18 protein-coding genes are annotated in these 18,424 nt (G+C 68.2%); 2 read left to right on the top strand and 16 right to left on the bottom strand.

Translation table 11 applies throughout. The features are described 5' to 3' along the window. Positions 1-21: 21 nt before the first annotated feature. The 11 genes from MOQ72_RS22275 to aspS all read right to left on the bottom strand — a co-directional run bounded on the left by MOQ72_RS22275 (position 22) and on the right by aspS (position 11,515). On the bottom strand, positions 22-324 hold the full coding sequence (locus tag MOQ72_RS22275; protein ID WP_242186488.1) for a hypothetical protein: 303 nt from the start codon (positions 322-324) through the stop codon (positions 22-24). Continuing rightward, complete coding sequence (locus MOQ72_RS22270; RefSeq protein ID WP_093345703.1) at positions 321-728, bottom strand: DUF948 domain-containing protein; 408 nt, start codon at positions 726-728, stop codon at positions 321-323. Before MOQ72_RS22270 ends, MOQ72_RS22275 begins: the two co-directional genes overlap by 4 nt. 198 nt (positions 729-926) lie before the next feature. Then, positions 927-1,892 (bottom strand): 2-hydroxyacid dehydrogenase, encoded by a 966-nt coding sequence (locus tag MOQ72_RS22265; protein WP_242186974.1) that lies wholly within the window; start codon positions 1,890-1,892, stop codon positions 927-929. Between the two features lie 94 nt (positions 1,893-1,986). Continuing rightward, positions 1,987-3,342, bottom strand: coding sequence for a replication-associated recombination protein A (locus tag MOQ72_RS22260; RefSeq protein WP_242186486.1), 1,356 nt, complete (start codon positions 3,340-3,342; stop codon positions 1,987-1,989). Positions 3,343-3,373: 31 nt separating this feature from the next. Further along, a complete protein-coding gene (locus MOQ72_RS22255; protein WP_242186484.1) occupies positions 3,374-4,870 on the bottom strand; it encodes a SulP family inorganic anion transporter in 1,497 nt (498 codons plus the stop codon). Positions 4,871-4,960: 90 nt separating this feature from the next. Then, on the bottom strand, positions 4,961-5,557 hold the full coding sequence (locus MOQ72_RS22250; RefSeq protein ID WP_242186482.1) for a carbonic anhydrase: 597 nt from the start codon (positions 5,555-5,557) through the stop codon (positions 4,961-4,963). 49 nt (positions 5,558-5,606) lie between these two features. Beyond that, the gene (locus MOQ72_RS22245) at positions 5,607-5,990 is read right to left on the bottom strand and encodes a hypothetical protein (protein ID WP_242186480.1); all 384 of its coding nucleotides are present in this window, start codon (positions 5,988-5,990) and stop codon (positions 5,607-5,609) included. 339 nt (positions 5,991-6,329) lie between these two features. Continuing rightward, a complete protein-coding gene (locus tag MOQ72_RS22240) occupies positions 6,330-7,058 on the bottom strand; it encodes a GNAT family N-acetyltransferase (protein WP_242186477.1) in 729 nt (242 codons plus the stop codon). 246 nt (positions 7,059-7,304) lie between these two features. Beyond that, positions 7,305-8,516 carry a phosphotransferase family protein gene (locus tag MOQ72_RS22235; RefSeq protein WP_242186475.1) on the bottom strand — a complete coding sequence of 404 codons (1,212 nt, stop codon included), beginning with the start codon at positions 8,514-8,516 and terminating at the stop codon, positions 7,305-7,307. A gap of 218 nt (positions 8,517-8,734) precedes the next feature. Continuing rightward, positions 8,735-9,676, bottom strand: coding sequence for a DUF389 domain-containing protein (locus tag MOQ72_RS22230; protein ID WP_242186473.1), 942 nt, complete (start codon positions 9,674-9,676; stop codon positions 8,735-8,737). Positions 9,677-9,694: 18 nt separating this feature from the next. Then, on the bottom strand, positions 9,695-11,515 hold the full coding sequence (gene aspS, locus MOQ72_RS22225) for an aspartate--tRNA ligase (protein ID WP_242186471.1): 1,821 nt from the start codon (positions 11,513-11,515) through the stop codon (positions 9,695-9,697). Positions 11,516-11,992: 477 nt separating this feature from the next. On the opposite strand from aspS, the gene MOQ72_RS22220 reads away from it, so the two are divergent. Next, complete coding sequence (locus MOQ72_RS22220; RefSeq protein ID WP_242186469.1) at positions 11,993-13,036, top strand: hypothetical protein; 1,044 nt, start codon at positions 11,993-11,995, stop codon at positions 13,034-13,036. 469 nt (positions 13,037-13,505) lie between these two features. Here the strand turns inward: MOQ72_RS22220 and MOQ72_RS22215 are convergent, their stop codons facing one another. The 4 genes from MOQ72_RS22215 to MOQ72_RS22200 form a co-directional block, all read right to left on the bottom strand. Further along, positions 13,506-13,970, bottom strand: coding sequence for a radical SAM family protein (locus tag MOQ72_RS22215; protein WP_242186468.1), 465 nt, complete (start codon positions 13,968-13,970; stop codon positions 13,506-13,508). 796 nt (positions 13,971-14,766) lie between these two features. Beyond that, positions 14,767-15,195 carry an ASCH domain-containing protein gene (locus MOQ72_RS22210; RefSeq protein WP_504980795.1) on the bottom strand — a complete coding sequence of 143 codons (429 nt, stop codon included), beginning with the start codon at positions 15,193-15,195 and terminating at the stop codon, positions 14,767-14,769. Between the two features lie 694 nt (positions 15,196-15,889). Further along, a complete protein-coding gene (locus MOQ72_RS22205; protein ID WP_242186464.1) occupies positions 15,890-16,222 on the bottom strand; it encodes a dihydrofolate reductase family protein in 333 nt (110 codons plus the stop codon). 3 nt (positions 16,223-16,225) lie between these two features. Continuing rightward, complete coding sequence (locus MOQ72_RS22200) at positions 16,226-16,420, bottom strand: dihydrofolate reductase family protein (RefSeq protein ID WP_242186453.1); 195 nt, start codon at positions 16,418-16,420, stop codon at positions 16,226-16,228. A 556-nt stretch (positions 16,421-16,976) separates the two neighbouring features. On the opposite strand from MOQ72_RS22200, the gene MOQ72_RS45245 reads away from it, so the two are divergent. Further along, positions 16,977-17,075 (top strand): DUF397 domain-containing protein, encoded by a 99-nt coding sequence (locus tag MOQ72_RS45245; RefSeq protein WP_308197933.1) that lies wholly within the window; start codon positions 16,977-16,979, stop codon positions 17,073-17,075. 174 nt (positions 17,076-17,249) lie between these two features. Here MOQ72_RS45245 and MOQ72_RS22190 read toward each other — a convergent pair whose 3' ends face one another. Further along, the gene (locus MOQ72_RS22190) at positions 17,250-18,386 is read right to left on the bottom strand and encodes an Rv2578c family radical SAM protein (RefSeq protein ID WP_242186450.1); all 1,137 of its coding nucleotides are present in this window, start codon (positions 18,384-18,386) and stop codon (positions 17,250-17,252) included. Between the last annotated feature and the right edge of the window lie 38 nt (positions 18,387-18,424).

The raw sequence follows: 18,424 nt of genomic DNA, 5'->3' as shown, positions 1-18,424 counted from the left end.
TGGCGGCGCGATGCGCCGACGTCAGCGGCCCGCCCGACGAGCTCGTCGACCGTTGGCCGCGCCCGCGTCGCCAGGCGCGTCGATCCGGCGGAACTGCACGGTGTCGGCGCGGTCCACCACGTCCTGCAGTTCCTGCTCCCGTTCCTGCATGCCTGCGCGCACCTCGGCACCGAACGAGCCGACCGCACCGGCGAGCTCCCGGACCGCGCCGCCCAGCTGCTCGGCCATGCCGCTCGGGGTCGCCTTCCGGGCAGTCTCGTTGAGCTTGCGCGCCAGCGCGACTCCGGCCGCGACTCCGGCACCGAACCAGAACAGGCGCCTCACTTGCGCCCCCCTTTGCCCTTGCGGCGGAAGTGCCGACCAGCAGGCTCCTGCTTCCGCTTCCGGCGGGCCCGCAGCGCCTTGCTGACCCCGTAGGAGAACGCCGCCGTCTTCACCAACGGACCACCCAGTGTAGCCGTGAACAGCGAGGACAACGCCGAGACGTTGCCGCTGATCGTCTTGGCGTTGGCGGTGATGCCGTCGACCCGCTCCAGCTGGGTATTGACATGGGTGATCGTCGAGTTCGCCCCGGTGAACAGCGGATCGGAGTTCTCGTGCGCCTTGCGGATCGCGATGGTCGCCTCGTCCAGCGTGCGGCCGAGCTTGATCAGCGGGATCGCCAGCAGCACGACCAGCAACACGAACGCTCCGGCGGCGATCAGCGCGGCGATCTGCGTGGGCGTCACGTGCCCTCCCGTATGTCCACGTCATGTCCGTAGCACCGAGACGCGAGCCCCGGTCTGTTGATCGTGCGTCAGGTTACCGGGGCCACCGCAGGACGCCCGCACCCGGTCGCAGCAGCGCGGGGCAGCGGGCACCGCGGACGGCCCCGCCCTCGCCGCAAGGCGGTTTCGCCTGGTCAAGATCGTCAGCGGTGCTCGTGCTCAGGGCCGTACCGGGGTGACCGGTTCGTTGCCGGTGAGGACCGCGACCACGTTGCGCGCGGCGAGTTCGGCCATCGCGGTGCGGGTTTCGGTGGTCGCTGAGCCCAAGTGCGGCGCTACCACCACGTTGTCGAGCTCCAGCAGGGCCGGTTCCACCTCCGGCTCGCGCTCGAAGACGTCCAGCGCCGCGGCCCCGATCTGGCCTTCGCGCAGCGCCTTGGCCAGCGCCTGCTCGTCGACCACCGGCCCCCGACTGGTGTTGACCAGCACGGCGGTGGACTTCATCGCGGCGAGCGCTGATTCGTCGATGAGGTGGCGGGTCTGCTCGGTCAGCGGGCAGTGCAGGGACACCACGTCCGCGGTGCGCAGCAACTCGTGCTGGGGCAGGAAGCGGGCCTCCAACTCCGCCTCCACCTCCGCCGGTGCGCGGCCACGGCCGGTGTAGACGATGTCCATCCCGAACGCGCGGGCCCGCCGGGCGACGGCCTGGCCGATCGCACCGAGCCCGACGATGCCGAGCGTCTTGCCCTGCAGTCCGGTGCCGAGCATGAAACCGAGGTGGAAAGTCCACGACTGGCGGGCACGCAGCAGCCGTTCGCCCTCGCCCAACCGCCGGGTGACCATCAGCAGCAGCCCGAGGGCGAGGTCAGCGGTCGCGTCCACCAGCACGCCAGGGGTATTGGTGACGGTGACGCCGCGTTCGGTCACCGCCGGGACGTCGATGTTGTCGTAGCCGACCGCGACATTTGCCACCACCTGCAACTGCGGTCCGGCCGCAGTGATCAGGTCGGCGTCGATCCGGTCGTGCAGCATGGTCACCACGCCGTGCGCGCCGCGCACCGCTTCGTGCAGTTCGGGGACCGTCAGCGGTCGGTCCTGCGGGCAGACGTGCACCGCCCCGACCTTCCGCAGCATGTCCAGCGCCGACTCCGGCACCGACCGGGTGACCACGATCTGCTTGCCCACCACCAGCGACCTCCTCGCGACGAATCCCCGCGAAATCTACCCGGCACGGCACCCCAAGATCACCAGGTGGCTTCGCCCACCCGCGCCGTCGGACTCAGTCCTCGCCGCGGATGATGCCGCGCAGCTTCGGGACGCGGTCGCTGAGCGTGCGCTCGGCACCTCGGCCGGTCGGCTGGTAGTAGTCGCGGCCCACCAGCCCGTTCGGCGGGTACTGCTGGGGGAGCACGCCTTCGGGCTTGCTGTGCGGGTACTCGTAGCCCTGCGCGTTGCCGAGCTTGCTCGCTCCGGCGTAGTGCCCATCGCGCAGGTGCGGCGGCACCGGGCCGCCCTTCCCGGCGCGCACGTCGCTCAACGCCTCATCGATCGCAGTGATCACCGCGTTCGATTTCGGGGCGGTGGCGAGGTGGATCGTGGCCTGCGCCAGCGCGATCCGCCCCTCGGGCATTCCGATGAACTGCACCGCGTGCGCGGCGGCCACCGCGGTTTGCAGCGCGGTCGGATCGGCCATCCCGATGTCCTCGCTGGCGTGCACCACCAGTCGACGGGCGATGAACCGCGGATCCTCCCCCGCCTCCACCATCCGGGCCAGGTAGTGCAGCGCAGCGTCCACATCGGACCCGCGGATGGACTTGATGAACGCGCTCACCACGTCGTAGTGCTGGTCACCGCCCCGGTCGTAGAGCACCGCGGCGCGATCCACGGTGGCCTCCACGGTCGCCAGGTCGATCGTGTCCGCACCGGTCGAATTCGCCGATTCCGCCGCTGCTTCCAGCGCGGTCAGCGCTCGCCGCGCGTCACCCCCGGCGAGCGACACCAGGTGTGCTTCGGCGGCTTCGTCGAGGCGCAATGCCGCACCCAAGCCGCGCTCCTCGTTGACCGCTCGGCGCAACAGCGTGCGGATGTCCTCGTCGTCGAGGCTGCGCAGTTGCAGCACCAACGACCGCGACAGCAGCGGCGCTACCACGGAGAAGAACGGGTTCTCCGTGGTAGCGGCCACGAGCAGCACGGTGCGGTCCTCGACCGCGCCCAGCAGCGCGTCCTGCTGGGTCTTGGAGAAACGGTGGACCTCGTCGATGAACAGCACCGTCGACTCGCCGGACCGGCCGAGTCGGCGACGCGCCTCCTCGATGACGGCGCGCACCTCCTTGACCCCGGACGACAGCGCGGACAGCGCCGCGAACCGGCGGCCGGTGGCCAGCGAGACGAGGTTGGCCAGGGTCGTCTTGCCAGTACCGGGTGGGCCGTAGAGCAGCACCGATGCCGGGGCAGCGCCTTCGACCAGGCGGCGCAGCGGTGCCCCGGCGCCCAGCAGGTGCTGCTGGCCGACGACCTCGTCCAGGCAGCGGGGCCGCATCCGCACCGCCAGCGGCGCGTTCTCGGCCAACCGCTCGCCCGCCCGAACCTCGGTGTCGGCGCCGAACAACCCTTCGTCGAAGAGCCCTTCACTCACGCCGACGACGCTACCCGCCACCCCCGACGCGTCAGCCCACCCGTGCGGGCAGCGCGACCTCGACTGTGCAGTCACCGCGACGGCGCTGCGCCGCCCAGTGCTCGACTGCCTGGTGGCAGGCCCGATCGAGGTGCCGGACCATCGTCAGGTCCAGGTGCACGTGCTTGGCCGTCGGCAGCTGTTCGAGGTGGTCCAGCAGCCTCGGCAGTCGCAGGAACGTCGCGTTGCCACCCATCTTGACCCACACGTGGTCCTCGCCGTGCTCAGCCCGAACCGACAGCCGGGACACCTCGACCGCGGTCTTGACGATGGCGACCGCCAGCCCGGTCAGGGTGCCGATCAGCAGGTCGGTGGCCACGATCGTGCCCGCGGTCAGCACGAGCACGAACGCCTCCGAGCGGTGCTCCCGCACCAGCGCGACGACCTGCCGCAGTTCCAACAGCTTCCAACCGGCCTGGATCAGCAGCGCGGCGAGCACCGCAGTCGGGATGAAAGCGAGCACGCCCGGCAGCAGCACCACGAACAGCAGCAGCCAGAACCCGTGCAGCACGCGGGAAAGCTTGGTCTTCGCACCCGCTTGCACGTTGGCGGAGCTGCGCACGATCACCGCCGTCATCGGCAACGCCCCGAGCAACCCGCAGACCGCATTGCCCGCACCCTGGGCGACGAGTTCCTTGTTGTACTGGGTCTTCGGGCCGTCGTGCATGCGGTCCACGGCGGCGGCGCTAAACAGGCTTTCCGCCGAGGCGATCAGCGCGAAGGTCAGAATCGAACCCAGCACGGCTGGCGTGGCGAGCGAACTCCAAGCCGCCGCGGTCGGCAGGTTCAGCGCCGCGAGCAGCGAGCCCACCTCGACCTTCTGCACCGGCAGCGCGAGCAGCGCCGCCACCACGCTGGTCGCGACGACGGCCACCAGCGCACCGGGCACGAGCCGCAACCGGGCCGGAGCCCACTTCCAGGCGGCCATGATCACCAGCGCCAGCACGGCCAGCGCCACCCCGCTGATGCCCTCCGGGGTGGTCGTCATCGTGATCAACAGGTCCGGGATCCCGGAGAACTTCGCCCAGGTGGACTCGGGCTGCGCGAGCCCGCTCACCGGGTAGATCTGGCCGAGGATCAGCACCAGCCCGATTCCGGCGAGCATGCCCTGCACCACCGACGGCGAGATCGCCCGGAACCAGGTGCCGAGCTTGCTCAGGCCCAACAAGACCTGCACGATCCCCGCGCCGAGCACGATCACGCCGAGCACGGCCAGGCCGTGCTGGTCGACGGCCGAGGCCACCAACACCGTCAGCCCCGCCGCTGGCCCGCTGACCTGCATCGTGCTGCCGGGCAGCAGGCCGACCACGAGCCCGCCGATGATGCCGGTGACGATGCCCAGTTCGGCGGGCACCCCGGACGCGACGGCCACGCCGACGCACAGCGGCACGGCCACCAGGAACACCACCAGCGAAGCCCCCACGTCGGCGCCGAACGTCGGCGCGCTGGGCTTTCGGCGCGTCCGAGGCGGATCAAGTTGCGTAGTCACAATGCCCTCCAGGGCGAGTAGCGGAATGCCGGGAAGCAGGTATCGCGCCGCGCACCTCGGGGTGCGGGCGTCGACCTGGCGAAACTGGACTTACAGCGGCAGGAAGTCCGACGCGTCCGGGGTTTGCGGGCAGGCGAAGGTCAGACCGGTGTCGATCTCGTAGAACCAGCCGTGCAACCGCAGTTCACCGGTGGCGAGCCGATCCCGGATGAACGGGTACTCGCGCAGCGTCTGCAACTGGGCCTGGATGTGCCGCTTGCTCTCGGCGCTGACGCTGGGGTCGCCTGGCTCGACGCTGGGCTGGCCGTCAGTGCCCAGCCAGGTCCGCAGTGCGGGCAGTTCCTCCATGCCTCGTCCGGCAAGCGTCAATGCCGTGACGGCACCGCAGTACGAGTGCCCGCAGACGATGATCTCCGGGACGCGCAGCTGCAGCACCGCGTATTCGATGGTGGCCATTTCACTGGACGCCGAGTCCGGCGCATATTCCGGGACGACATTGCCCGCGGTCCGCAGTTCGAACAGCTTTCCGGGTTCGGCGCCGGTGATCTGGGACGGGATCACCCGCGAATCGGAGCAACCGATGAACAGCGCGGTCGGTTTCTGGCCTGCCGCGAGCTGCTGTCGGCGGGCCTCGGAAAGGGTGCTCGGGTGTCGTCGTGCGTGCCGCACGAAATGTTCGAAGCTCATGATTCGCCTCCTGGTCGCTGGCTTGCGAAAAATGTCGCGAGCGAGCCGATCAGCGGCGGATGACCTGGAGTCCGGCTGGTGAATGTCTGAGCTTCGCGTAGCAGTGGTGCGGCGTGGGCCCGGCATCCGGCAGCGTGCCGACCTCGGCCTGGCTTTCGATATCGGCGACGCGCTGCAGTTCTCGCGGCAGCAGCGCGCGGCGGCCGTCGCGCCGCTCCTGGGAACGTCGCTGCAGCGCAATGCCAGGCAGCCGTTCGCGCAGCTTCTCGCAGTCCCGGCGCTCCTTGGTCTCCGAATTGGACTCCGCGGGAGCGCCGGTGCGCGACAGCGCGCTGGCCTCGGCCTCCGACTGCACCGGCCCGAGCACGGCGAGCACGACCGCGAAGAGCAGGAACAGCCCTGCCCTCGTGATCTGCCAAGCCTTGCCCCGCACCGAATGCCTCCTGGAATTGAGCAGCCGATCCCCTTCCGGCGACATCGACGGTAGCGGGAAGAAGTAGCGAAACGCTGAACTCAAGGTATCCGACAACTGCGGTGGTAGCGCAAGTCTCAGATCCGGGCAAGCTGCCCGGAAACAAATGAAGATTTGTTGATGCAACCCGGTTCGAGCTGCGAATTCACCCGAATGCCGGGTGGACAAGGCAACCGCCATTGCGGTGTGTAAACGATGTTCACTACGCAATGTGTCGGATTTGTGACAAGGATTACCTCATCGTGGGAGTTTGAAACCTGAACTGAGTTCACACAGGCAACGAAGTCGAAACAACGAATCCTAGCGGACCCGATAGTGGTAACTGTGCGAGGGCACGAAACCCAGCGTTTCGTAACACCGGCGCGCACCGGGATTGTTCGCCTCGACCTGGAGGAAGAGCCGCGCGGCCCCGGCCTCCGACGCCCACCCGGCGCCCGCCCGCAGGATCGAGCTCGCGATGCCGCGCCGTCTCCAGTCGGGATGCGTGGCCATGCCGTAGACGCCGCACCAGTCCGCCGAGACGGCGAACATCCCGACACCGACCGGGAGTCCGCGGTGCAGGGCGATGGCGAACCGAACCGGCTGCGGTACCCGGTCCAGGCTCGGTTCCGGCGTGCTGCCCACCGCCTCGGCGGCGACGAGCCAGGACGGTCGCGGGCCGGATTCAAACCGGACTTGAAAGGCAGCGGTCGGAGCCGCGGAGGCCACCCGCGCGCAGTCGGCGAACATGGTATCCGTCGGCGCGATCGCGCGATAGCCCCGCTCGGCGAGGAACGCATCGAGCTCGGCATGCCGATCCAGCGGGCTGACCTGCACGATCGGCGCGATGTCCCAGGCGGCGTAGAAGCCCTCCACCTGTTCGACAGCCGCAGCCGGATCCGCGACGACCTCGGGCGGCAGTGCCGAGTTCGAGCGCTTGCGCTTCATCAGCCCGCAGTGCCGCAGCAGCCAACCGTCCACGCGCTCCACGGTCTCGGCTGGCCAGGTGTCCACCGCCGCCCGCTCGATCTCCAACTCGACGGAAACCACGCCGCACACCCTCCCGCTGCATACTGTTGCAAGTATTCGTATACCGATACAAGCACAGCGGGCGCGGCCCTTCAACGCAATTACTGGGAACACCTCGATCGGCAAGCGCCGCAACGCGCCCAGGCACGCACGCGCCATGGGAACGAGCTCGGGTACGCAACAAAGGTCGTGCGGCTCGGGCGTGACGAGGGTGGTCGCCAGACAAGCGGCGCGAGCAGCTTCCCGCGTCGCTGCTCCGCAGGCCCGCTAGGCGGTTCGGAAAGCCGGATATGGCAACAGATGCAGGGCACCAGCGCCGAAGCGGTCCACCAGCGCGTCGACCAACTCGTTGGCGAACTCGGCGATGTCGGCCATCCCGGCCGCTTCGGCGTCCGCGCGCAGATGCCGCCAGCGGTCGACCAGCGCCGTGCTGCGTCGCGGCGAGGGCATGTGCAGGTCGATCGGCCGGTCAGTTTCCCCGGTGCGCGGCAGGAACCACCACGTGGACACCCACACCCACAGCAACTGGGCGTTGAACAGCCGGGGCATCAGCACCTCGTCGTCGTCCAGCTCCGGCCAGACCTCGGCGATCTCCGAACGCCACGTCGACAACATGCTCTGCGCGAGATTGTCCGGCAGCGCGTAGGAACACCACGACGACGGGAACGGGTACTGCAGGTACGCCGCGTCCATCGCGACATCGCGCACGCAGCCCCACTCGAAGTCCAGGAAGCGCACCCCACTACCGGTCACCAGGCTGTTGTCCGGGCAGATGTCCGACGGGCTGAACGACCGGTACTTGCTCGCCTCCAGGAGTTCGGCGGCGCCGGTCAGCCGCTCGACCATGAGCGGCGGCGTGTCCACCCCGAGGGTCTGGGCCAGCAGCTCCGGCAACTCCGACACCGAACGGACGATGTCGTCGGCGACCGGATCGGTCCACGACTTGGCGCCCAGGCGGCGCATCAGCGCGTCGAAGTCCGCTTCGCAACCGGCGGTTGTGCTGTGCAGCCGCCCCAGCGCCCGAGCCCAGGCCAGCAGCGCCCGCTCGGCGACCCGCGGGTCATCGGCGAACAGCACGTCGGCGAGGGTGGAACCCCGCCCGAGGTCTTCGAGCACCAGCAGACGCTCGGCGGCATCGTGCGCGATGAGTTCAGGGCCCACCCGGGCCTCCGGCGACAGCGCCGTGGTGAGCTGGCAACTCGCCGCCTCGTGTGCGAACGGATCGGAGCGGGCTTCCGCCGGGCACTCGCCGTAGTGCTTGACCACGACAGTCCGGGGCAGTTCGAACGGCGATTCGGCGATCCGCACCCGCATCACGACCGAGCGGTCACTGCCACCAAGATCCTCAGCATCGGCAAGCCGGACCGGGGCTCCGGTCCGCTTGCTCAGCACGGCTTCCGCGGTCCCGACGGTGTCGCTCGCCTCCGTGCTGGCCGGAACACGAACCTCCGGGGGGCCGGTGGTGATCTCCACGCTCATCGTCTCCAGACACTACCCCCACAACATGAACCCGAAAGGGCATGACCGGTCAAGTGACACGCAACCGGTCAACACCCGTAATCGCAGCGTGTTCGCCCGAATACACCGCTCCCACCACCGGCGAGCACGGCGCGAACACACCCCCTAGACGCTGACGGAACCGGACGTCGGTGGCGTTGCACGGCGGCGAAGATTGCGCAACCGCAGCCCCCCGCACCTCACAGCTCCTCCCGCGTCAGCACTCGATCGCCCGCCCTCGCACGCCTGCGGCGCAGCACGAGAACCCCGGTGGCGGCAACGACGATGCCGACCAGGTTGACCAGCAACTGCGCCACCGAACTCAGGCACTGCGCCCAGTCGCCGAGCGTCGCGGCGACCATCGCGTAGCCAGCGGCGGGCACCGTGGTGACCGAGATGAACACGCCGACCAACACCGCCGATTTCGCTGAGGTCAGTGACAGCATTCCGGCGGCACCGGCCAATAACGACACGATGAGTGACGACCAGCCGACCTGGTAGACGAACGCCACCTGGCTGTCCGGCGGCAGGCCGAGCCGGTCGATCAGGCCGCCCCACTCGCCGAGCAGCGCGGCCGCCGCGGTCACCAACATGGCCACCGGGAAGCCGACGCCGAGCGCCACCGCGGCCCGTTGCGCCAGCAGCCAGCGGCGGGACACCAGCCCGACGGCCAACGCCGCCAGCGGCCCGAACTCAGGGCCGACCACCATCGCGCCGACGATCGTCACCGGCGAGTTGGTCACCACCCCGACAGCTGCGAGCACGCAGGCGATGGACAGGAAAGCCAGGAACGTGCCGCTGAGCCGACACTCCTCGCCGGTGCGGGCGATCAGCTCGTCCCAGACCACCGCGTCGTCACCGTCGCCAGGCGCCGCCTCCTCGGCACGCTCGGCGCGGTGCGACAACGTGGTGCCAGCCTCGGTGATGGTCACCGCGCCGACCTCGGCCAGTTCGGAGGCACCGATCGCGGCCAGCACCTCGTCGGCAGCCTCCCGCGCGAGGTCGACCTCGACGAGATCACCCGGCGGATCGACCGCGCCACCGCGCACGAGCACGACGTGTGCCGCGCCCGGATGTGCCTGGACTCCGGCCAGCACGCGATCGGTGTACTCGGCCGGGCAGATCACTCGCAGGTGCAGCACTTGGCGGCCCGCTCCCGGTCAGCCCTGCTTCTCCACCACCCCAGGTGGGAATACCGAAATGCTCTGGTCGCCGACCTGCGCCGCCGGTTTGGCGTCGATCCCGGCTTCCTTGCGCTGCTCGATGGTGATCGGCGAGGGCGCCCCGGTCAGCGGGTCGAAACCGCCGCCGCTCTTGGGGAAGGCGATCACGTCGCGCAACGAGTCGGCACCGGCGAGCAGCATGCAGATCCGGTCCCAGCCGAAGGCGATGCCGCCGTGCGGTGGCGGGCCGAACTTGAACGCCTCCAGCAGGAAGCCGAACTTGTCCTGCGCCTGCTCGTGCGAGATGCCGAGCAGTTCGAACACCCGCTCCTGGATGTCGGAGCGGTGGATACGAATCGAACCGCCGCCGATCTCGTTGCCGTTGCAGACGATGTCGTACGCCCAGGCCAACGCGTTCTCGGGATCCTGGTCGAAGTTGTCGATCCAGTCGGCGTTCGGTGAGGTGAACGGGTGGTGCACCGCGGTCCAGCGGCCGGTGCCGACCGCGATGTCGTCGGTCTCGTCCACCGGCTCGAACATCGGGGCGTCCACGATCCACACGAACGACCAGGCGTCGTGGTCGATCAGACCGCCGCGTTCGGCGATCTCCAACCGGGCCGCGCCAAGCAGGCCGCGGGCCGCCGAGCGCGGACCGGCGGCGAAGAACACGCAGTCGCCCGGCGCCGCGCCCACCGCCTTGGCCAGGCCGTCGCGCTCGCTGTCGGACAGGTTCTTCGCGACCGGGCCGGACAGCGTGCCGTCGGCCCCGACGAGCACGTACGCGAGGCCCTTGTGGCCGCGCTGCTTGGCCCACTCCTGCCAGGCGTCGAGCTGCCGCCGGGGCTGGTCGGCGCCACCGGGCATCACGACCGCACCGACGTAGGGCGCCTGGAACACCCGGAACGGGGTGTCCTTGAAGTACTCCGTCATCTCGACCAGTTCGAGCCCGCAGCGCAGGTCCGGCTTGTCCGTGCCGTACCTGGCCATCGCCTCGGCGTAGGTCATCCGCGGAATCGGGCGCGGGATCTCGTGATCGGCGAGCTTGGTCCACAGCGCGGCCAGGATCTCCTCGCCGAGCTCGATGACGTCGTTCTGCTCGACGAAGCTCATCTCGATGTCGAGCTGGGTGAACTCCGGCTGCCGGTCGGCGCGGAAGTCTTCATCGCGGTAGCAGCGGGCGATCTGGAAGTAGCGCTCCAGACCGCCGACCATCAGCAACTGCTTGAACAGCTGCGGCGACTGCGGCAGCGCGTACCAGTTGCCGGGCTGCAGCCGGGCAGGGATCAGGAAGTCCCGCGCGCCCTCGGGCGTCGAACGGGTCATCGTCGGGGTCTCGACCTCGACGAATTCGCGGCCGTGCAGCACGTCTCGGGCGGTCCGGTTGATCTCGCTGCGCATCCGCATGGCGCGGGTCGGTTCGGCGCGTCGCAGGTCCAGGTAGCGGTGCTTGAGCCGGACTTCCTCGCCGACCTCCAGGTGCTCGTCCAACGGGAACGGCAGCGGCGCGGCCTCGGAGAGCACGTCCAGCTCGGTGGCGGTCACCTCGATCTCGCCGGTGGCGATCTCCGGGTTCTCGTTGCCCGCCGGGCGGCGGATCACCTCGCCGGTCACCTTGACGCAGAACTCCGCGCGCAGCCGGTGCGCCCGCTCCGCCATCTCGCCCTCGCGGAAGACGACCTGGGTGACGCCCGAGGCGTCGCGCAGATCGATGAAGATGACCCCGCCGTGATCGCGACGGCGCGCCACCCACCCGGCGAGGGTGACGGTCTGCCCGGCATGACCGGCGCGAAGCGATCCGGCCTCGTGCGTGCGCATCACGGGTATTGAGCTCCTTCTTCCACTGTTCAGCGCTTGCTGGTGACGATGTTGCCGCCGCCGAACTCAGCACGCCCGGTGGACACGCAGGCTCAGCAGCCAGGACACGAGATGTCAAGGCTAGCCAACCGGCAGCGGGCCGCAGCGGGCAGGTGTCGCGCCTCCGGCCACCACCGCAGGGTGCGACCGCCTCCGATCACGCACCCGACCAGGGGGATGCCCACCTGGTTAGCCCGTTCGCCAGAGCGACGCCAAATGGTCGATACCAATTTCGGCACAGGTGGTCCACAATTCACCTGATTCCAAGCACGATCGACGATCACGCAGGCGGCATTGTTTCGGTGTCTCGGGAGTTGATTCCAGCCATAAGTTCAGCCCACTTCCTCCTTTAGTTGGAGGCACCTACCGGAACTCGGTCGTTGCACAACATAGATGCACTGATTAGCGTAAGTCGGAATTCGGCGGACACGAGGAGTAACGATGACCGGCCCGAAAACCGAGGCTCGCCCGGCCGCCCACCAGGCCGTCCGCAGCGCGCAGCAAGGAGCGAATGCATTGTCGGCCGAACTCTCCGAGCTGCTCCGGACCGGTCCGTTCGAAGCCGCCCTGCGCACCGCGATCCGCGCGAGCCGGTTGAGCCTGGAACGCATCCAGCACCGGCTGCGCGCCCGCGGCACCCCGGTCAGCATCACCGCGCTGAGTTACTGGCAGTCCGGTCGCCGACGCCCGGAGCGTCCCGACTCGCTGCTCGCGCTGCAGCAGCTGGAGCAGGTCCTGGGCGTTCCGGAGAGCTCGTTGTCAGCCCTGCTGGGACCGCCCCGCCCCCGCGGCCGCACCCGACAGGCCCCGGCCGAAGCGCCACCGCTGAGCGCGCTCTGGTCGGAGAACGAGTCGGCCGCCGAACTGCTCACCAAGATCGACACCAGCCATGACAGCAAGCTCGCCCGGCTCAGCCACCACGACGTGGTGCACGTCGACCAGCGCGGTGAGCTGCGCAAAATCCGCACTCGCAAGCTGGTCCGGGCCGAGACCAACGGTGTCGACCGCTGGGTGATCATGTTCGACGGCGCCTCGTCCAGCGAGACCCCGCCGATCATCCGCCCGATCCGGTCCTGCCGACTCGGCCAGGTGCTCACCGACCACGCCCGCGACCTGGTGGTGGCGGAGCTGCTGTTCGACCGGGCGCTGGCGCGCGGTGAGACGCTGCTGCTGGAGTACGAGATCATCGACCCGCCGACCGGACCGAACGAGGTCGAGCACAGCTTCTGCCGACTCTTCCGGCTGCCCGTGCGGCAGTACGTGGTCGAGTTGCAGTTCGATCCCGCGCACCCACCGACCAAGTGCGAGAGCTACGTCGGCGACTCCAGGACGCAGGAAGTCGAGCCGCCGAAGCCGCTGGCGGTGGACCGTTTCGGTCGCACCCACGCGGTGGCGCTGGACTTCGGCATGGGCGTCTTCGGCGTCCGGTGGCAGCCCGAGGAACACCTGGGCTCCGGCACATCCTCGCGCACCACGACGCGCTAGCGGGTGCGCGGATCGGCTTGCGAGGCGGAAGCAACCGCCTTCTCGGCTCCCTGGTCCGCGATATCCAGGCATGTCCACCACGTCGGTGCTGTTCCCCCGAGGCAGCTCGGCGTGCGGCGTGTACCCGCATGGCACCCTCGAAGAGCCTGCGGCGGTGCACGCTGCGGGAGCGGTGAAAAGCGGCCGTAGCCGCGTGCCTGGCGGCGGGCCACCCCCGTCACGCCTAATCCATGCGAGTTAGCCCGATCCGGGCGCACGTCGAGCGGGCAGCACGCAAGGTAACCAGGAATCGATGGCCTTCTGAACGCTCGCCGAACTGCGAACAACGCCGCCAGCGCTTTTACATTCCAGAAACCAGCCGCCACGTTCCGATAGTCACCAGCAATCGTTTTCCTTATCATTGTCTTATCCCAATCGAAAATGATGTGCATTTCCTGAACCAGGATTCCACACCCCCGGTCCGGCCGGGTCACAGCAAGCTGAGCTGGCGCACCCCCTCCCCATCGGCAACGGACCGGGCGGCCCCGGCCGATACGTCGCGGAACTCCGGCATCCGCGACGATCCGATGCCGTGGCGGCGCTTCGCGTCGGCCACCAGGGCGAGCACCTCCCGCTGGTACGACTTCGGCAGGTAGGAGCCCTCCCGGTACAACCTGGCGTAACTCGGCACCAGTTCGGGATGCCCACGCTGCAACCAGGCCCGGAACCACTCGCGCGCGCCGGGCCGCAGGTGCAGCCGCAGCGGCGTGACGTTAGCCGCGCCTGCCTGGGGGCCAACTCCCGCACCGTCATGTCGATCTGCTCCGGCGCGTCGCTCAGTCCAGGCAGGATCGGGGCCATCAGCACCGAGCAGCCGATACCGGCATCGGCGAACCGCCGCACCACGTCCAGCCGTCGCCGTGGCGACGGCGCGCCCGGCTCGACAGCCCGCCACAGGCGTTCGTCGACCGACCCGACGGACACCGCCACCGACACCGGCGCCACCTCGGCGGCCTGCAAGATCAGGTCGAGATCGCGCTGTATGTCGCCAGCAGCGCCCGAGACGCGGCCGACTGCGGGCAACTGCTCGCCATGCTCGGTCTCGCCGCAGCCGACGCCCGACAGGAGGTGACCGCGTGAACGCCACCGACACCCAGCCGTGCACGATCGGACGCTGCCAACGCGCCGCCGATCCCGGCAGCTACGCCTGCCCCCCAGTGCGCCGAGCTGGTGCGCCGCTGGCTACGCGAAGTCGAGGAGTTCGCCGCCGCGCTCAACCCTCGACTGCGGTGGCGACAGTGGCCGCCGCTCACCCGGCTATGGAAGCAGGCCACCGGTCCGGCTCGACGTGATCGCCGCACTCGATCCACGCAGCCTGCCGCACGCCATCGGCCCCGACGACGGCGACGTGCGTTCGATCCTCGGCACCCTGGCCGCGCTCGCTCGATGGGTTGCTGAAGAGCCGCCGACCTACGGCGAGCGATACGGCCACGATTGCCAGCGAAGCGCGGTACCTGCGCGGGCGCATCTACTGGTGCACTGGACGGCATTGGGTCGACGAGTTCGCCGCCGACCTCCGTGAGCTGCACGCCCAAGCCCGCCGATTGGCTGGCGAGGCACCGAAACCAACTGCGCCTTGCCCTGATTGCGATGGTCCACTGTGGCCGATCGGCGACCGCGAAACAGTCGCTCTGCGCTGTGGCGAATGCAGAACTACGTATGACGAGTGGTTCACCTCCCGAACAAAGGAATCACACGGCTTCCACAGTGTGCACAAGCCGAAAGCGCTGGGTCAGCACCAAGGTGTCATCGTTCACGGTGAAACCAGGGTCGCCCAGTTCCGCACGCACCTCCGCGCTGTGCCAGAACCTTTCGTGCCCGGCCCGCCATTGCGCAACTGACTCATCGCCCTCACCCTCATCCAGGGCGTGCTGCAGGTCTACATCGGCGAGCCGGACCACCCGCACCTCGGTCAGCTCGATCGCCGCGACTCGCCGATCCTCTGAGTCCACCACCGCCAATTGCTGGCCGACGCTGGGCAGCGGCTCGTTCTCACGCTGATACGCCAGCACCAGTCCAGAGGTCGAGGTCTTCGCGCCGGACAGGATCGCGGCCACCAACTGATCCCGCAGTGGCCCGGGGAACGCGAACTCCGCCCTAGGTAGACCGTCAAGATTCACGCAGTAGAAGCTACAGGGCGGACGTCGCAACGCCGATCCGTGCGGCCTGCACCACGTCGATGACCGGCAAACAAGTCGGAATCAGTCGTCTAGTTCGGTTTCGGTCGGAACAACCGCCGCGGATTACTGTCGCTCCCCGCGCCGAATGGCAAGGAGGTACGGCGGTCGAATCCCGCCCACCATCCACAATGGACGTCGAAGGTGCGCGCGCGGTTTCACCTCGTCAGGACGCCGCTACTAGTCAAGGGCACCTTCAAGACTGCCTTGAAACCCCGAGTACAGCCAACTTTGTTGGCACCCCTCTTGACCTGTGCTTTTTTACACTTAGGCGTCAAGAGATTTGACACCCGTGGCGTTTTCGCACTTAGACGAGTCGACTTCCGGACGAGAGCTCGACAACTGCGCAGCGACGACACTTCGCCTGGCGCTCGAACGCGTTATCTGGGGTGTCGTCGTCGGCGTGTCATCGCCGCTTCGATCACCGCGTCGATAGCTTCCGGGCTCGTCGTTGTCGCCGGAAGCAAGGACGTGCGCGGTGCTGGTGCAGAAGGTGGTGATGCCCGACGAAGCCACCGAGTTTTGGACCGTGCTGGACCGGGACTTCGCCCAGGTCGATCGGCCATGCCGTCGCCGTCAGTGATGCTGTCGGCGCACGGCGACCCGTGCCCTGCGCCGACGGGCCTGTCCGCGCGATTCAGACGGGGCGGTAGGTCAGCAGGACGTTGCCGGAGCGGAACGTCGTGGTCCGCCACAGTTCGAGCGGGACGCGCTTGTTCAGCGTCGAGAACAGCGAACGGCCCTCGCCCAGGATGAGCGGGTTCACGAGCACGCGCAGCTCGTCGATCAGGCCGAGTTCGAGCAGGCTCGCGGTCAGCGTCACGCTGCCGAACAGCGCGATCTCCTTGCCCGGCTGCCCTTTCAGGGCCTTGATGGTCGTGGCGACGTCGTTGCTGCCTACGAGGGTCGTGTTGTTCCACTCCGCCTTCTCAAGCGTGGAGGAGACTACGACCTTCTCCACGCTGTTCATGAACTAGACGATCTCGGGGTCGGGCCCGGTGGCGTTCGGCCAGTGTGCGGCCATGTGCTCGTATCCAGTCCGGCCGAACAGCAGTGTGTCGATGTAAGCGTTGCTCTGGTTGGCGAACTCGAAGTACTCCGCGTCGACATTCGGCCAGTCGAACTCGCCGTTCGGGCCCTCGTAGTAGCCGTCAAGGCTGATCGCCACGTAAGAGAAGAGTGTGCGCACGGGATTCGATCTCCGATCTTGTCTGAATGTCGGCTCTGGAAGTCAGACTGCTCGCGAGAGCGAAACTCATCGGGCCCTGTCGGCCAGCTAGGCAGCGAGCTTGTCCCATCACCACGGGCGGACTCGCACAGCGGCAGAGTCCGCACCGCCGACGGGGCGGGTCTGCACGCCATCCCCCTTCCAGTCTGCGCCCGACGACAACACTGTTCTCGACATAGACCGGCAGCTCAGCGCCATCATGAACAGCATGAACCCTGGTGAACTCGTGTTCGACAACGTCCACCCGAAGCCACCGTGGAAGCGCGGCGACGACCGCAGGGTCCGCCCGCCGCGGCCAGTGTGGGTGCCCTCGCTTCGGTGTAGGCGGCTTCCTGCATCGCTTGGAGTGCCCCGGCAGCTTCGGCTGCGTCAGGAGTTGACGGGGAGGTCCGTTCCGGGAAGTCCAGCGTCGGTAGACGATGTGCTGGAAGGTGCCTCGGGTGGATAGATCAGATCGCCGACAGCGGCAACGACCGCAGGAAAGGGAACCGGGGCCTTGACGATCGAGATCACGAACTGGCGCAAGTCCAGCCGCTCCACCAACTCGCAGTCCTGCGTTGAGGTCGGCGGGACTAGCGACGCTGTCGGTGTCTGAGACACCAAGAACCGCGCTGCTGGATACGTCACCGTGACCTCTTCGCAGTGGTTCGCGTTCCTCGACGCAATCAAGGACGGCCGGTTCGACGCCTGCTGACCACGTAGACAGGCGGGCGCTGGGGATTCTGATTTCCCGCTGTAGGCGGCGAGGTTGTGCGCCTCGACGGTCGCGTCACAACAGAGTGAGCTGGCGCTCCCGGTCCCGGTCCGCGTCGGACTGCGGGGGATCATGCTGCTGTTCGCGGAAATTCTCCGGTCGCTGCGGGTGAGCCAACCCATGACGACGCTTGGCCTGCTCCACCAGGTTGGCGACTTCCCGCTGATACGACTTCGGGGTGTACGCGCCGTTGCGGTAAAGCCGCTCATACAACGGCAGCAGTTCGGGCCGCTGACTGCGCAGCCACCCGTGATACCACTCGCGCGCACCCGGACGCAGATGCAGCACTATCGGCGTCAGACTCGTCGCCCCCGCCTCGGCAATCGCGGCCACCGTACGATCAATCTCGGCTGACGAGTCGCTGAGTCCGGGCAGGATCGGCGCCATCAAGACCGAGCACCCGATGCCCGCCTCGGCAAACCGCCGCACAACGTCGAGACGACGCAGCGGCGATGGCGCCCCCGGCTCCACTGCCCGCCACAAACCCTCATTGACCGACCCCACCGACACCGCCACCGAGACCCTGGCCCGCTGCGCAGCCTCCGTAATCAGATCCAAGTCCCGCAGGATCAGCGTCCCCTTGGTCAGGATCGAGAACGGGTTGGCGCGATCGCGCAGCGCCGCGATGATCTCCCGCATCAGCCGATAACGCCCCTCGGCGCGCTGGTACGGATCGGTATTGGTGCCCATCGCGATCGGTTCACCGGTCCAACGCGGGCTGGCCAACTCCTTGCGCAGCAACGCCCCGGCGTTGACCTTGACGACGATCTTGCTGTCGAAGTCATGGCCCGCGTCCAGGTCCAAGTACGTGTGAGTGCGGCGGGCAAAACAATAAATGCAAGCATGGGTGCAACCTCTGTAAGGATTCACCGTCCAGCGAAACGGCACCTGGGACTCCCCCGGCACCCGGTTCAGCACCGACTTCGCGTGGATCTCGATCGCGTACGCCTCCTCCGTGCCCGCCTCGATCGGCACCGGCTCCGGCAGGCGCAGCCCCGCCCGCGGACGCTGCTCCGACGAACTAGGGGCGCCTTCGGGCAACCCCAAAGGAAGCTCCGGGGCACTCGCGCCCTCTTTCGGAGGCACCACCCGTTGACGTTCCCATCTCATGACTCGATTCGAACACAGTTTCGAGATCGTGTCGAGCAACATTTCCTGATGTCCACCTATCGTGGAATCGCGACGGCGCT

It is taken from the genome of Saccharopolyspora soli (genome assembly GCF_022678645.1).
In the GTDB taxonomy this organism is placed as follows: Bacteria; Actinomycetota; Actinomycetes; order Mycobacteriales; family Pseudonocardiaceae; genus Saccharopolyspora; species Saccharopolyspora soli.
Note: the sequence above shows the minus strand (reverse complement) of the source record. Positions and strands in the feature narration are given on the sequence as shown.

What these genes read in the sequence shown, in the direction of transcription:
- MOQ72_RS22250 (WP_242186482.1), bottom strand. Translation starts at nt 5,557, where the DNA reads ATGAGCTTCGAACATTTCGTGCGGCACGCACGACGACACCCGAGCACC.
- MOQ72_RS22235 (WP_242186475.1), bottom strand. Translation starts at nt 8,516, where the DNA reads ATGAGCGTGGAGATCACCACCGGCCCCCCGGAGGTTCGTGTTCCGGCC.
- MOQ72_RS22220 (WP_242186469.1), top strand. Translation starts at nt 11,993, where the DNA reads ATGACCGGCCCGAAAACCGAGGCTCGCCCGGCCGCCCACCAGGCCGTC.
- MOQ72_RS22205 (WP_242186464.1), bottom strand. Translation starts at nt 16,222, where the DNA reads ATGAACAGCGTGGAGAAGGTCGTAGTCTCCTCCACGCTTGAGAAGGCG.
- MOQ72_RS22190 (WP_242186450.1), bottom strand. Translation starts at nt 18,386, where the DNA reads ATGTTGCTCGACACGATCTCGAAACTGTGTTCGAATCGAGTCATGAGA.